The sequence below is a fragment of the Peribacillus sp. P4_D6 genome (assembly GCF_056401795.1).
Genome location: NZ_JBFUIQ010000094.1, coordinates 1 through 15,124, shown reverse-complemented (window position 1 = coordinate 15,124; position 15,124 = coordinate 1). Strand labels below are relative to the sequence as shown.

Genomic DNA, 15,124 nt, shown 5'->3' with positions numbered 1-15,124 from the left:
AGCTATTCAAGAGTATATAGAGTTTTACAATACGGCTCGCTTTCAAGAGAAATTCAACGGCCTTTCCCCAATTGAATATCGAGAAAAGGCCGCAGCTTAAAAAATACTCTTTTTTTATTGTCTACTTGACAGGGTTATGTGCATTTTGGAGTGTCTTTTTTCTTGATTAACCAGCAAAATAAAAGGACGTCCGACTTCCTTTTTGTGTCGAAATGACTTGAAGCTGTGCATCGATTCTTTCTTTCAATTCCGGGACATGGGATATTATCCCGACCAATCTCCCGGTGCTTTGTATATCCATTAATGCTTCAATTGCATGATCAAGAGATTCAGGGTCGAGCGTACCGAAACCTTCATCGATGAACATCGTTTCAAGTGAAATTCCGCCAGCATTCTGCTGGACAACATCCGCAAGACCCAAGGCAAGTGCAAGGGAAGCCTTAAAGCTCTCTCCTCCCGAAAGGGTTTTGACATGCCTCTCTTGTCCTGTATATTGATCATACACAGATAACTCCAGACCGCTCTGGATATTCCTTCGTGTTGGATCAAGCTTTCGCAATAACTGATATCTTCCGCTTGTCATTTTCAGCAGCCTTGAATTGGCTTCTTTTAAGATATCATCTAAAAAGGCTGCCAGTACATAACGTTCAAAAGTTATTTTAAAGGAGTTTTGACCTTTGGAAATCTCAGACAGATGACCGACGATACTGTACCTTTCATCCAAACTTTTCTGTTCTTCCCTAATTTGCGCCAATTTCCTTTGGATTTCTTCGTTAGTCCGTTTTTCAGCCTGCAACTCATTCTGTTTTTGGCGTAATGACTCCAATTCTTCATCTATGAAATCAAATGTCTTTTTCAATCCTTCAAGATCCGGTTTGGTCACATCTTTTAATTTCATTTCTAAATCATGAAACAGACTTAAAACACTTTGCCAATTTTGATTATACTGCTGAACTTGGTCCTCCAAATTTCCAAGAGCTGCTTCCGATATTTTTGCTGCCGTATATTCTTTATAATTGGAAAAACCTTGATTGGTCATATCCGCAATTAACTTTTCCCGCTCCTCTTTCAATTCTGTATTTAAAGCCTCGATATTTCCACTTAGGGATTCTTTTTTTGYACTGATGGCCGATTCTCTTTCCTTCACCAGTTGAAGGTTTTTTTGTGCATCTTCCAAGGCCGATTGTAAGCGTTTCTGCGTATTTACAGCCATTAGATAAGCTGCATTATATTCTTCCTCTGTCCGTATTCCGTCTGGCAGGGAATCGGTTAATCCTGTTAGTTTTGTAGAGTTTTCAATATACCTGGTTTTTTCTTGGTCCTCTTTTCTCTCTAAAGAGATCAGATTTTCCTTTAGCTCGGATGCTTTCTCTTTTAAATCCAGCAACCTTTTTTCCAGATCATTTAATACAGACTTTTTCCGCATCAATTCTTTTAGCTGTTCTTGCAGCACTTTTCCTTTTTGTACAAACTGCAGCAAATGCTCATTAATATCTTCATTCCTAAACTCCGGCATGTCATTTTGTAAGTCACTTAGCTTCTCTTGTGAAGACTCTAACAGTGCGTCATATTTGGATTTCGCTTGATAATATTCACTTTCAGCTTGGCTTTTTTGTTGTTCTGCCGTTTTCAGCTTGTTTTCTTGCTCTTTCAGTTCCGAATCCGTCGGCATATGCTCATGCATTTGCGCAGGTTTTGGATGACTTTGCGAACCGCAAACAGGACAATTTTCTCCTGAGTGCAGCATGGAGGCAAGCATACCCGCTTGACCTGATCGCCAGTTTCGATTCAGGGTTTCCAGTTTTTCCTTCTCCTGAGTTTGTATTCTTTGTAACTCCTGGAACCGATTATTCTTTTCATCCAGCACTCGTTTCGTATTCTGGATTTCATAAAGAACTTCTTGAAGCTTTTTAATTTTCGATAAAGCTGAATGATTTCTTTCTGCTTCAATTTCCTGATCACGATAAAGAACAGCCGCTTTTTCCGCTTCTGTTTTTTCTTGAGCGACTTTCTCAGCTTCCGCTTCGACCGACAGATGTTCCGAAACAGTTTTTTCACGAAGTCGTTTACAAGTTTGCCACTTTTTTTCATCTAAGGTAACCTGTGCTTTTAAGCTTGCAAAAGTCATGACAGCCTCTTTTACCTGCTCAAGCTGATGAACAGCTCGGACTGCCCGCTCTCTTTCATTTTCCTTCAACATTTCCTTATCATAGCAATCCTGCTTCTCAATGCGCTCAGTTCGTAACTTCTCGGACTGCTCGCTTAACTTTTGAAGTTCGGCATTCGCATCTTGCACTTGTTTGCCAATTCGCAAATAGTATTGTTCCTGCTTTTCAAGTGAAGCCGCTTTGTGTGCCATTTTCATTTGGACTTTCACTAGTTCCATTTCTGGCAGCTTTGCTTCAAGGGCCTCTTTTTCTTTTCGAAGTTTTTCTTTTTCCGAAAATCGATTTAATAAATCGACAGCTTTTGAAAGCTCTTGATTTACTTGATCACGAGCTTTTTGCTTTTCCTGTATTTGGTTATTTATATATTCATTTTTTTCTGTTGCTTGCAAAATGACTTCCTGTAACAACGGTAAAACCTGCTGTTCATTAGGCTCTTCCCCTTGCAATTGCGCCTGCAGCTCTTCATGATTTCCAGGGTGGATGCCTTTCATCAATTCAATTCGCCGCTGAGCACTTTTTTCGCTTTGCTTTCTTAGGATGGAAGCCTCTTCTTTTAATTTTTCTTCTATTCGTTTATAAAGTTCAGTATGAAATAATTTCTGGAGGATCTGTTCTTTATCCTTGCTGTCGGAAGTTAACAGTTTTCGGAATTCATTTTGTGGAATCATCAGGATTTGCCGGAATTGGTTCGCATCAAGTCCAATGAGTACTTTTATTTTTTCTTCAACTTCCCTTACATTCGCACCCAGCAATTTTTTTCCTTCAGGCAATACCTCATATAATTCAGCCTTTGCTCCAACCGTAGTTGTTCCTTCACCTGCTTTTTTCTTCCGTTCCTGCTGTGGCGACCGGGTCACCAAATACGTTTTTCCACGCAGGATAAATTGTAATGATACTTCAGTCAACAGATCATCTTCGGCAAACTGACTTCGTAAATCTTGCCCGCTCCGATCTTCACCGCTGGCTTTTCCATATATCGCAAAACTAATCCCATCAAATATCGTTGTTTTCCCTGCGCCTGTCTTTCCAGAGATGACAAACATGGTCCGTTCCCCAAGGGAATTAAAGTCAATGGTTTCCCTTCCTGCATATGGTCCGAATGCCTGCATCGTTAAAATATCCGGTCTCATTTCAAAGCCTCCTCTTTCTTAACAGCTTCAATTACCGAAACCATCAAATCCTGCTTTTGTGAATCAAAGTCCCTATCTGTCATTTCTTGATAAAACGTTTCAAACAGGTCCAATTCTGATTTCCGTTCATCTTTTACAGAAGTGAAGGAATTTTTCCTCCTAAGGTCGGTCAAATCCCATTTTCGCTCCAGATGAAGTACGTTCGGATAAATCTGACGCAAGCGGTTAATAGGATCGATGAGTGCACCCTCATCATTTAGTGTTATTTTCAAATAGTCATCCCTTTTTTGCGATTGATAGAAAGCGGGATCAAGCAACTCTTCCATAACCCCGGATATTTCCCTCATATCGAACTTGGGTGCCAAAGAACGATAGCGAATATCAAAGCTTCCATCTTCTTGCATATCGACGATGGAAAGCGACTTATTCTGCTTGGACTCGGAAAAAGAATATTTTAATAGTGATCCAGAGTAAAACACCTTAGGATGACGTATCGCGTCTGGGCTATGCAAATGCCCAAGTGCCGTATAATCGAACGCATCGAATAAGTCGGATGAGACACAGCCAGAACCACCTACCGACAAGACCCTTTCCGAATCGCTCGTTTTTCCGCCTAATACAAAAGCATGTCCTACAAAGACATTCGGCTCATCACTATTGAAATTCTCGGCTATCGTTCCGGTTATCCGCTTCATCGCTTCTTGATGGGAATGGATACTATCATCTTCAAAAAGATGGCGGACCGTCCCAGGTTCTGCATAAGGAACACAATAAAAGTTCACGCCCTTGATGCGAACCGGCTCACATGTTTTTGTCAATTTCCCATGAATGTATAACTGGCTATGACGATACCATGATGAACCGAATGCGAGTCTTTCCGCAGAATCATGATTTCCCGATATCGCAACGATCGGAGTATTCATTTTCACATTAATCGTATAAAGGATTTCATCAAGAAGCTCCACCGCTTCAGTCGGCGGAACGGAACGATCATATAAATCACCGGCAATCACAACCGCATCCGGTTTTTCCTCTTCGACAATTTCTATGAATTGCAAGAGTGCATGCCTTTGGTCATCTGTCATATGTACCCCGTGAACGATTTTACCTAAATGCCAATCAGCCGTATGGATAAATTTCATAGTTTCACTCCGTCCTAAATTTTACTTACTATTATTATATCAAAAATTTAACGAATAGCATGGTTTGGGTACAAACGTTCTAATTTTTACCACACAGCTCCATTCTTTTGCATGATTCAAAATGAAAAAAGCAGACTCCAAATGAGTCTGCTTCTGAATGTAGACAAACTCAATGAAAATCGAGTTTGTCTACATTTTTTTTGCTTGTACAAATTTTGACGTTGATTGGAACGTAGGCACTCGCTTTCCGCGGGCGGTCCGCCCTCGGCGCACTCGCGCCTGTGGGGTCTCCCTTRGACTCGCTATTCCCGCAGGAGTCTCGCACACCAGCTCCAATCAACTATGTTTAAAAATTTGGATAGAACTCCTTTTGCCTACAGTCTTTTTTGTTTTAAAATAAATCTATTAAAACTTGAGGTGATGAGGATGCTTTCGAAACATCATTCTATTCAACGAGAATAACGTGAAATGATTACTTTTGATCAACTGGTGCCACCGAACCATTTGGTTCGTAAAATGGAGGCTTCCATTGACTTCACTTTCATTTATGACTTGGTGAAAGATATGTATTCAGAGGTAGGACGCCGAAGTAATGATCCAGTTATTTTAGTTAAACTGACATTCATTCAATATACCTTCGCTATTCGTTCCATACGACGATTATGTGTGTATTCGCGGATGCAAAAGAAAAGCAAGGTATGCGTTGGACTACTTTAAGGGGAATTAAAAAATTGTCGATGAAAGCGATGCTTACTTTCACTGCCATTAATTTAAAGAATATGGCCATGTGGACATGGCAAGGTCCTAAAGTAGCATAACCTAGTGGCTCGAAGAGCCCAAATCACTTAACCTTTGGTCAAAATTTCAAAGGGAATTTTTAAAGGGGTTCGAAATTTTTTATTCTGAACCCCTTTTGTCTACAAACTGAAGCAGACTCCAAATGAGTCTGCTTTTTTCATCATTAGCTGAATAAATGTTCATATGGACCCATATTCACCTTTCTTTCAGCTAATTTTTTTTGCAAAAATTTATGGTCCCGCTTTGGTGTGGCAATGATATAGCCGCGTATCACTAAATCTTCCGTAATATCGCCCGCTTTTTCCTTTAGCGCCAACTCCCCGATTTTTCCCGCAATCTTATGACGTGCAACATCACGAAAAAGTTCTGGCACAGGACTCACTAAATCTTCCAGTAATTCCTTTTGCTGCTTTGACCATAAGTGCTTTGTTTGATCCAAATAGTATTCTTCCCAATCCATATCGGATTTCCCATCTTCTTTTGGAAATCTTTTCAGGAACTTTCGAAACATGAAAAAGCCACCTATGCTCATCAATATAATTAAAAGGGCTACCCAAAATAGAATGAACCATAAAAACCATCCGCTAAGCAAAGTACCACCTCATATGTATAGAATGATTGTCACTATTATTATAGACAGTAACCCATATCTTTACAAGACTGGCAATGCAATCATTCTTGACCGCTCGCTTCCAGCAAGACGAGTGAAAAATCCCCTACCGCATTTTCTTCATATAGATTCGTGACCGAAGTTGCATAGTTAAAAATCTCTGCACGAAACTCCTCGTTTGACTGTGGAATCTTTAAATCAAAAACCATCTGATAAAGAAGTGTAGTAATATCATGATATTCACTATGTGTGACCTTGAAATTGAAACTGACTTTTCTGATTTCCTTACCTTCAGAATCCTTTACAGTTTCAAAAAGAAAATCCGTAACTTGCAGCGGAACATCGTTTAAAATGACCTCGTCAACCATTATCAACATCTCCTTAATAAAGTGGTTAAAGACATGTTATCACTAGAAACTCTCAGCGCCAATTATTCAACCTTGAAAAAATGAAAAAACGTGCACAGGAAACCTGAGCACGTTTTCTTCAAATCAATTTACTTTCCCTTTTTAACGATTATACGCCATTTAGCGTCATCGATTTGCTCGAACTCGGTGATTTCATGACCTTCTGTAGCAGCCCAACGCGGAATGCTCTCCGTTGCTTGTGTGCAATCGAAATTAATGATCAATTCCTCACCTTTTGCCATGTCCGCGATCGCTTCTTTTGCTTCCACTAAAGGGAATGGACATACCATTCCAGTCGTTTCCAATACTTCTGCCATTTATATTCCACTCCTTGATTAAAAAGTTTTTGACTCGTATCTTAAGCCGCTTTGGATGCGGCGGCTGCCTGCTTTTGCTTACGGATGATCGTGAAATATGTTGCTACCCATGTACCCAGCAGGAAAAAGACAATCGCAATCCAACCTTGCCAGGCAAATAACGCCGAATTCACCAGGCCATTTCCGATTGTGCATCCCCCGGCAACACTTGCACCGAATCCCATGGTTACACCGCCAATTGCATTATTACGTAACGTTTTCATATCAGGCAAACGCCAACGGAATTCCCCGCTCCCTTTGGCAGCGATGAAAGAACCTAGGAAAATGCCTACTACTAAAAACGTGCCCCAATCGATTAACGCATCATCTCCGGTGATAAGGAAAGTTAAAATGTTCGCGGAAGGCGCTGTAATTCCAAGTCCGAACATCCTCCCTGTCATTGCACTCAGCGGCCAAGCCATGATTGCAATAAGGCCGACCAATAATGCTGTCACAAAAGGATGCCAGCGTTTCTCGAATAAGATGTGGGCCAATCCGGTTTTTTTCGGTTTCATTTTAAAGATTGGAAGTTTCGGTTTTCTCAATTCACGAATCACCAATATGCCAACCAAGAGTGTCAAAATAATAACAAGAACCCAAGGCGAAACATTTAACGTTTCATGAATATACGTATCATTTGTACGATAAGATAACAGATTATCCCCTGCCACTTTCCATACACCATATTTCGTCATTGCTGCCCCTAGCATATATCCAAAAAGGGCAACCCAACTTCCGATCATGCCCTCTCCGGCACGATACCATGTTCCAGTCGCGCAACCTCCTGCCAGAACCATACCAATACCAAAAATAAAGCCACCCACAATGGTTCCCAGCCATGGAAAACCATCATTTCCAAACTGAATGACCCCTGTATCATTCAATGCATAAACACCAATACTTTGTATCGCTATAACAACAAATGTAGCCAAAAACATCCGTCCATCTTTAGCTAAAATCAAATCACGATATGCACCAACAACACAGAAACGGCCTCTTTGAAGCACAAATCCCATCAGTAAACCACAAATAATCCCTAACACAATCATTTGTAACATGTACCGTTTCCTCCTTAAGTAAAATAATAATAATACTAATATAATATAATTCGGATGAAATTACTAGGTTTTTGGATTGATTTTTTTCTAATGAAGTTCCCATGCAAATGAAAAACCCGAGTCATCATGAATAACGACTCAGGTTTTGTAGATTATTTGATTATCAAACCATACTGCCTCCGCCGAAACTGGCTGCTTTAACTTTCTTATATTGGTAAAGCATGGCAATTCTCCACGGAACGATCATCGCAAAAGCAAGTAAGAAAAACATTCCGCTCAATACACCGATTTCAATCGTGCTTCCCAGCATCAGCTTTGCCACCAGTCGAATCACCATGAGACCAATCAATATGAATATGAACGCTTTAGAGCGCAGAATATAAATTTTTTCATCTCTAACTTCAAATTTAGATGTTTTGATCAATAAGATGGAAAATAGCATTCCTGCAACAAGAGCCTCCAACAATTCGTATCGAGTGACCCTGAACATCGGGAAAATAAACATCAAGGCACCGGTACTCATAAACAGCGGCGGTAAAATGATTTTCTTTTCATTCACTGGTTTTTTCGTTTCCTTCATCCGTAATATGAAAACACCTATAGCCATCACAATCGCTATACCTGTTGATATATATATCATCTCTTAACCATCCCTTTTAACTAATAATAGGTAAGTACCATTAAAAATTATATATGACTTCAATTTATAAACAAAGTATATAGTACCTATTTAAGATAAACAAGGAGGTGTTTATTAATTAAGCCCGCTATTGATGATGCTTCCAATTCCCGCCTCGACAAAAGGCTTGTCGATAAAACCTTGGTCCCGGCTTCTATAGACTTCGTCAACCATTTTTGCATTATGAACATCGCTGCCTGAAGTTCCTTCTTAATTTCTTAGATCAGGATTTAATTTCTATATAATATTCAATGCTTACCGCCCAATCCCGCCTTCATCAACCACTTAGTGACTGACCTTATACCCAAAATCAACGAAATGGCACCATAAGACCTAATAGCTGGCCTCAATTAGAATAATATTGAAAAATTAACTTATTATGGACTAAAAACCGGTAAAGCCACCGAATAGTCTAGACAGGACTGCAATTATTTTGGTCATCCAATCAAAAAATAAAACCACACCCATTATAATCATTAAATATCCGCCAATCTTCATGATGTATTGGCTGTACTTTTTGATCCATTTCAACTTTCCGACAAAGAAGGATAATATGAAGAACGGGATGGCAAATCCTAAAATATAGGCAGTCATATAGCTCATGGCAGCACTTGGATTCGTTGCACCCAATGAAATGACAGCACCTAACAGCGGACCTGCACAAGGAGTCCATCCAGCGGCGAAGGCCAGTCCGATAAGAATGGAACCTATATATCCGCTAGGTCGATTCTTGAATTCAAAACGACTGTCTTTCATCAAAGATTTCGGCTGAAAGATTCCTACAATGAATAAACCAAAAATGATAATCAGGATAGCACCAATCTGACGAATTAATTCTTTGTAATCCGAGAAAAAAGAACCTAAGTATGAAGTGCTAAAACCAATTGCAATAAAAACCAGGGAAAACCCAAGAAGGAAGAATAAAGTATGCAGCATGCTTCTTCTTTGGAGCATGGCGTTCTCGGATTTGATTTCACCTACACTCATACCAGTGATATAAGATAAAAAGGCCGGATATAGCGGTAAGCAGCAAGGCGAAATAAAACTCAGGAATCCCGCCCCAAAAGCTAAAAACATATTAATATCATTCAAATAAGCTCACTCCTATGTATGTCAACCTATAAACATTGTAACAAATAAGATAAAAAAATACATTTATGGAACTGTGAATATTTCATGACAACCAATAGCTTATAACTGGATGGGCGACAGGCTAAGTTAACTTATTTGAATTCATTAGTCCAAGCCGATATAATTGTTATATTCATACAGATTTTACAACGAACACATAAATTAAGGGTACCTTGAAATAAATGTTGGGGCCAGAAAGGAAATATAATGGCTAAAAAKAATGAATTTCTCGAACAGATTGAAATAAAGAGAAATGAACTTATCAAAATTGTCGCTAAAGATGGTTTAAACTCTCATGTTGCCGTTGAATATAGCCAGCAACTTGATCAGTTACTAAATAAATATAATGAACTTTTTTATAAAACCGGTACAAATTTTTAATCCAATACATCTCCCATTGATAACCACATAAGTTATTATATGATTTATTTTGCTGTCAATCTCCCCTTTTTACCTTCTTTCTCAATTAGGATACTTAGGCATGACCTTTGCAATATAAGAAAACAGGCAACCGCCATGTGCATTGCCTGTTTTTCCATTTAAAATAATGCATATGAATCATTTTGCATCGGGATGTCGGGGATAGGTTGTCACAACTAGAACAGCAGGAGATCCAGCAAAGACGGAAGAACCGTCCGGACCACTTCCTACCCCAATGTGACACCCGGTTGTGTATGTTATTTAATCCCTACACACCACATATGAAGTATTTTGTCGATTATCTAAACACCTTAAGTAATGGCGGCCGGTTCTTAATCAATTCCTTAACTGGTATTTCCAAGTCGGCGGCCTCAATTGATTTCCATATATATAATGATCGCGAGTAAATGCGCGGAATTCACGAGTAAAACAGCTAAACTCACGAGTAAATAGAGCGAATTCACGAGTAAATCGTGCAAATTCACGAGTAAACGCAATATTTACGAGGGAAACAGCTAAATTTACGAGTAAATAGCACAAATTTATGAGTAAATCAGCTAAATTCACGAGTAACAGTGTGAAAGTCATATGTAAGATGTATGTAGCGGAGGCATTCGTTTAAGAGATATCCCTTACAAATAAAAGGAATGGTTTTTTCTACCTAAATATATTTATTTTCAAATTCAACCTGGAAACTTCACCTATCCTCGTTCCTTTTTCTAAAGCAATCATTTTAAATTTAAATGATAAAAATTGTGTTTGACAAATCGATCAAAAAACATTATCTTTAATTAAAGATAAATTAACTCGAGATAATATCACTATATTTTTTAAACATAAATCTCGAATTAAAGATATCTAAATTCAAAATAAACTCTAGGAGGAATCATAAATGATTGGTATTGGTTTATTAGTTATACGCTTAGTAATAGGGTTATCGTTTGTTGGACATGGAGCTCAAAAATTATTTGGGTGGTTTGGCGGTCACGGCTTGAAAGGTACAGGAGGCTGGTTTGATTCAATTGGGATGAAGCCAGGAATTACCATGGCCCTATTTGCCGGTCTATCTGAACTTATAGGCGGAGCGTTATTTGCTTTAGGTCTCCTTACACCCTTTGCAGGTATATTAATTGCACTTACAATGCTCGTTGCAATCGTTAAAGTCCATGGAGCAAATGGCTACTGGGCAACTCAAAACGGTTATGAATATAATCTTGCCATTCTTGCAGTGGCGATTGGCGTTGCGCTAACCGGAGCTGGCCCATACTCTCTTGATTCCTTTCTATTTTAAGGAAGCTTGGGTTTTATAATCCCTATATTATGAAAAACACGGAGTTGGCTATAACCACTCCGTGTTTTTGCTTTTTCCCCATTATTCAGAGATTTTTCTAGTGGTTATCAAAGCTTATAACTGAGTGAAAGTTTCTTCGAGTATAGTTTACATAGGTTGTCCCATATTTAAATTAGATGGTTTCAATATTAAAATGCAAACTACCTAAGCATCACTCTTGTACAGTAATTTTCACAAAGGAGTTGGAATAATGCCATTAAATTATAGAGTACCATCGAATCCTATTCTTTATGTTCCTAAAAAAGAAAATCTTTGATTGAAAACAATAGTTCCTAATTTGAAATATCATGTCTAAAAACTAAAACTCATTTTCAAAAATAATAGAGTACAGTAATAACGAGAATGATCATAACCTCATGTTTTTTTGATTTATATTTTTAAAGCTTGAAAAAAGGAAAATCCATCATAAAAAGAAAAAGGGGGAAAAATAAATGAGGCTTTTATCTTTTGTGACAGTATTTTTATTTTCTTTTAGTCTTTCTGCAACAGGATTTGCCGAGGAAAATGGTACAAGCGTTAGCAAAGAAAGGCTGACACCAGAAGAGTTGAATTATCTTGTAAATGAAGTCGGCAATACTCAAGAAGAATCCGAGGATTTACCTGTTGAAGTTTCAAGACGATTAATTGAAGAGGAGGCTAAAGTTATAGATTCTGGATCGGAATTTATGTTCATATATGATCCAGAAGTTACTAAACCAGGGCAAATCAGCACTTTTGCATCAATTGCTGCAACAACTTTAAAAATGGGGGGAACTGTATATAAAGTAAAAAGTGATCGTTCAAAAGAAGATAAATTTTATATATATGGTAACTTTCAATGGCTAAAAACACCTTCATTTACTTTAGTGGATAAAATGTCAATTGGTTTCCCTTCAGGTTCAGGACTATATCTACCAACAAGTGGAGGGAAAGTAAAACAACACCAGCACAGATATTCTCAAGATCAACAAGGAAATGGACGTTGGATTGATTATGCAATCAAGTATTCTCCAAGTAATTGGGAACCAAGTGCTGGTGTGGCTGGTTCATATGATATAAGGGCTTCTACTAGTAAAACCAAGCATAAAGGCTATATCGGACAATACGTATATGTTCCTACATCAAAAAATGGTAAAATAAACATAAAAATAACGTATGGTCATAAAAAAATTTCTGGTACGCCTTCTGTGTCAGTTTATCCGGCCGGTTTATCAATTACACCAAATAATACTACAGATACAAGGTCATATGCATTAACGCTGACTTATTGATCTGTTGTTAGATTGGGGGCACCATGAGGCAAATTATTATTAATTTCATTTTCATTCTAGTCATATCAGTAATTTTATTTTTTATCTTTAGCTATGATGCATCTTTAGATAGTGATTATATGTTGTCTCTTTTACTTATCATTTCTCTGCAAATATCTTTAATATTAGCTATTCTGTTAAAAAGAAGGTAACACCAGAAGAGCAACCATTAATTAATGGTTGCTCTTCTGGTGTTAACTAGCGTCCTTCCTACCTTTTCCACGCGTTCCGTAAAGAAAGCCCAAAATTTCCGAATGTATCTGCCGGTGAGGCTTAATTGCTAGTCAATAAAAACTCTAAACTTTCCCCTGTTTTATTTCCGAATCAGCTTAGAAATAGAATGCTCAGTTATTCATTCGGACTCAATTTAAAATCACTATTTAGATTCTCATTCATATAAATGACTTTTCCATACATAAAAACCCGGATAAGAACACTTTTATATGTGTTTCTTAACCGGGTTATATAACCAAACAGTACTTTTACGAACTTTTATTCAATCCCCGGAAACCATCCTGGAGAGTGGATGATCGCTTGCCATAATGGGTCTGGAATATCAAGTTGCTGCTGATTTTCTTTGTTTATTTTGGTCACGATTTCAGCTTCCCTGCCTTGTTCCACTTTTTGTACCCATTCAGGATCAATTATGATTTCACGCCCTAATGCAATTAACGGAACCCCCGATTGCRGTGCTTTGATCGCATCATCTGCTGTATAGATGGAACCAACACCAATTAATGGAACTTGATCTCCGATACGTTCTTTAATGATCTCTATCCGAGGTCGGTCAACGTCGGTTCCCCGTCTTGCTTTCGACCAGAAATCCATTAATGAAACATGAAGATAATCCAGATCCTTTGTTACAAGCCCATCAATTAATGCAAGTGTATCATCCATTGTGATTCCTGGTGTTTCCGGTTCTTCCGGTGAAAAACGGTAACCTACGATGAACGGATCCTTGGCATGGTTGGCAATCGCCTTTTTCACTTCATCCACAACCGCTAATGGAAAAGTCAGGCGCTTTTCAAGAGAACCGCCCCACTTGTCTTCACGACGGTTCGAATGCGGCGAAAAGAATTGCTGTAGCAAGTAACCATTTGCACCGTGAATCTCGACACCGTCAAATCCCGCTTCAATGGCACGTCTGGTGGTTTCACCAAAGTCGAGAATGATCGATGCTATTTCCTTTTCAGATAGTGGACGTGGAACTGCTTTCCCTTCACCTTCCGATGGGATGTTGCTTGCACTGACAACATCACCATTTACCAATTCGGGTGGAACCTCTCTGCCGCCATGAAAGATTTGGAGAATTGCCTTTGCCCCTTTCGCTTTAATCGCTGATGCCAAACGACTTAGACTAGGTATCAATTCATCCTGATCTCCGCCAAATTCCCCGTGAAAACCTTTGCCATTAGCTGTCACGTAAGTACATGCCGTTATAACCATGCCGACCCCGCTTGACCGACGTTCATAATAGTTAACTTCGGCGTCGGTTACAGTCCCGTCAGGATTAGAAGAGAAATTTGTCATAGGTGCCATCACCAATCGATTTTTCACTTCTAATTTTTTTCCTAAATTGAACGATTCAAATAATGGTGTATATTTAGAATTCATTTAGCAATCCTCCATTTAGTTACCCACCCTGTTGGTTGGTATAAGTCCTTAATTAAATATCATCCGCGTATTATAATCATGCATACTTTGCGATTAATGCCGAAATTGCTTCTTTTGGCTGGAAGCCAATAGCTTGATCTACCTTTTCTCCATCTTTGAATAGAATCAGAGCTGGAATTCCCATCACTCCATATTCGCTCGTCGTATCTGAATTTTCATCCACATTAAGTTTAACGATCTTAACCTGATTACCCATTTCCTCATCGATTTCATTAAGAACTGGGGCAATCATTTTACACGGACCGCACCATGGGGCCCAAAAGTCAACCAATACTAAGCCTTCCTTGATTTCACTAGCAAAATTATCATCTGTAACATGTACTATTGTCATGATCATTTCCTCCTTGTATTATCCGAAATATTATTGATCTTTACTCACACTATTTAAAATCGAGTTTTGCGATTCTATTTCCCGGGATTTGAACCTCTGATTTCCGGGCAGTTATTTTCGGGTGGATTTTGATGGATTCCAATTTACCGGATAACTCCATAAACCATGTTTCATCTTTAGAAAGTAAAGCCAAATCAATTAAGGCCAAAAGATGAGCTTCGTTACTGACTTCTAGATCCGGCAGTTTTTCAGTCCATTTACTCGGAATCCAAATCGATTTCCCAACCGCTTTTTCATTGTCACTTTCAACTACATTCACTTTAACGATTTCTCGATTATCGCTTACGTTTTCAACGAAACCATGGATAAGTTCCCCATCTCTTGATTTTCCCTGTACCCAATCCCCATTTTTGAACAGATTGTTTTCAACCATTTCCTTAGCACCCCTTTTATGTTCATTTAATATTAAAGCTATAGTTATTAACTGTATTAATAAAATATACATTTTGTGCAAAGAAAAAACTAAATCAATATCACGGACATTGTTTAATTTTTTCCAAAAATGTGCTGAGAGTTATAT

16 protein-coding genes and 1 pseudogene are annotated in these 15,124 nt (G+C 38.5%); 6 read left to right on the top strand and 11 right to left on the bottom strand.

What is annotated here, in order from left to right:
- Positions 1–100: IS3 family transposase (locus tag AC1DVB_RS20340; protein ID WP_377332686.1), on the top strand; the 100-nt coding region annotated here is incomplete at its 5' end.
- 66 nt (positions 101–166) lie between these two features.
- Here AC1DVB_RS20340 and AC1DVB_RS20335 read toward each other — a convergent pair.
- Positions 167–3,298 (bottom strand): SbcC/MukB-like Walker B domain-containing protein, encoded by a 3,132-nt coding sequence (locus tag AC1DVB_RS20335; RefSeq protein WP_477590685.1) that lies wholly within the window; start codon positions 3,296–3,298, stop codon positions 167–169.
- On the bottom strand, positions 3,295–4,440 hold the full coding sequence (locus tag AC1DVB_RS20330; RefSeq protein WP_063576645.1) for an exonuclease SbcCD subunit D: 1,146 nt from the start codon (positions 4,438–4,440) through the stop codon (positions 3,295–3,297). Before AC1DVB_RS20330 ends, AC1DVB_RS20335 begins: the two co-directional genes overlap by 4 nt.
- 468 nt (positions 4,441–4,908) lie before the next feature.
- Between AC1DVB_RS20330 and AC1DVB_RS20325 the strand changes: the two are divergent.
- Positions 4,909–5,100: pseudogene (locus tag AC1DVB_RS20325) on the top strand (transposase); the annotation flags it as partial.
- Positions 5,101–5,102: 2 nt separating this feature from the next.
- Positions 5,103–5,258 (top strand): transposase, encoded by a 156-nt coding sequence (locus tag AC1DVB_RS20320; protein WP_477590683.1) that lies wholly within the window; start codon positions 5,103–5,105, stop codon positions 5,256–5,258.
- 143 nt (positions 5,259–5,401) lie between these two features.
- Here AC1DVB_RS20320 and AC1DVB_RS20315 read toward each other — a convergent pair whose 3' ends face one another.
- The 6 genes from AC1DVB_RS20315 to AC1DVB_RS20290 form a co-directional block, all read right to left on the bottom strand.
- Positions 5,402–5,830 carry a DUF2621 domain-containing protein gene (locus AC1DVB_RS20315; protein ID WP_034312903.1) on the bottom strand — a complete coding sequence of 143 codons (429 nt, stop codon included), beginning with the start codon at positions 5,828–5,830 and terminating at the stop codon, positions 5,402–5,404.
- Between the two features lie 80 nt (positions 5,831–5,910).
- Entirely contained in the window at positions 5,911–6,216 is a 306-nt protein-coding gene (locus AC1DVB_RS20310) for a DUF3219 family protein (RefSeq protein WP_477590681.1), read from the bottom strand.
- Between the two features lie 128 nt (positions 6,217–6,344).
- A complete protein-coding gene (locus tag AC1DVB_RS20305) occupies positions 6,345–6,572 on the bottom strand; it encodes a sulfurtransferase TusA family protein (RefSeq protein WP_477590679.1) in 228 nt (75 codons plus the stop codon).
- A 41-nt stretch (positions 6,573–6,613) separates the two neighbouring features.
- Positions 6,614–7,669 (bottom strand): YeeE/YedE thiosulfate transporter family protein, encoded by a 1,056-nt coding sequence (locus tag AC1DVB_RS20300; RefSeq protein ID WP_477590677.1) that lies wholly within the window; start codon positions 7,667–7,669, stop codon positions 6,614–6,616.
- Between the two features lie 163 nt (positions 7,670–7,832).
- A complete protein-coding gene (locus AC1DVB_RS20295) occupies positions 7,833–8,309 on the bottom strand; it encodes a CcdC family protein (protein ID WP_034312912.1) in 477 nt (158 codons plus the stop codon).
- 423 nt (positions 8,310–8,732) lie between these two features.
- On the bottom strand, positions 8,733–9,440 hold the full coding sequence (locus tag AC1DVB_RS20290) for a cytochrome c biogenesis protein CcdA (RefSeq protein ID WP_034312916.1): 708 nt from the start codon (positions 9,438–9,440) through the stop codon (positions 8,733–8,735).
- Between the two features lie 246 nt (positions 9,441–9,686).
- On the opposite strand from AC1DVB_RS20290, the gene AC1DVB_RS20285 reads away from it, so the two are divergent.
- The 3 genes from AC1DVB_RS20285 to AC1DVB_RS20275 all read left to right on the top strand — a co-directional run bounded on the left by AC1DVB_RS20285 (position 9,687) and on the right by AC1DVB_RS20275 (position 12,500).
- Positions 9,687–9,860, top strand: coding sequence for a Spo0E family sporulation regulatory protein-aspartic acid phosphatase (locus AC1DVB_RS20285; RefSeq protein ID WP_477590675.1), 174 nt, complete (start codon positions 9,687–9,689; stop codon positions 9,858–9,860).
- 931 nt (positions 9,861–10,791) lie between these two features.
- Positions 10,792–11,190, top strand: a complete 399-nt coding sequence (locus AC1DVB_RS20280; RefSeq protein ID WP_095679715.1) for a DoxX family protein — start codon at positions 10,792–10,794, stop codon at positions 11,188–11,190.
- Positions 11,191–11,681: 491 nt separating this feature from the next.
- A complete protein-coding gene (locus tag AC1DVB_RS20275; RefSeq protein ID WP_477590673.1) occupies positions 11,682–12,500 on the top strand; it encodes a hypothetical protein in 819 nt (272 codons plus the stop codon).
- Positions 12,501–13,031: 531 nt separating this feature from the next.
- Here AC1DVB_RS20275 and AC1DVB_RS20270 read toward each other — a convergent pair.
- The 3 genes from AC1DVB_RS20270 to AC1DVB_RS20260 form a co-directional block, all read right to left on the bottom strand.
- Positions 13,032–14,153 (bottom strand): NADH-dependent flavin oxidoreductase, encoded by a 1,122-nt coding sequence (locus AC1DVB_RS20270; RefSeq protein WP_477590671.1) that lies wholly within the window; start codon positions 14,151–14,153, stop codon positions 13,032–13,034.
- A 76-nt stretch (positions 14,154–14,229) separates the two neighbouring features.
- The gene (gene trxA / locus AC1DVB_RS20265; RefSeq protein WP_477590669.1) at positions 14,230–14,544 is read right to left on the bottom strand and encodes a thioredoxin; all 315 of its coding nucleotides are present in this window, start codon (positions 14,542–14,544) and stop codon (positions 14,230–14,232) included.
- A 49-nt stretch (positions 14,545–14,593) separates the two neighbouring features.
- Complete coding sequence (locus tag AC1DVB_RS20260) at positions 14,594–14,977, bottom strand: IDEAL domain-containing protein (RefSeq protein WP_057276124.1); 384 nt, start codon at positions 14,975–14,977, stop codon at positions 14,594–14,596.
- Positions 14,978–15,124 lie beyond the last annotated feature (147 nt).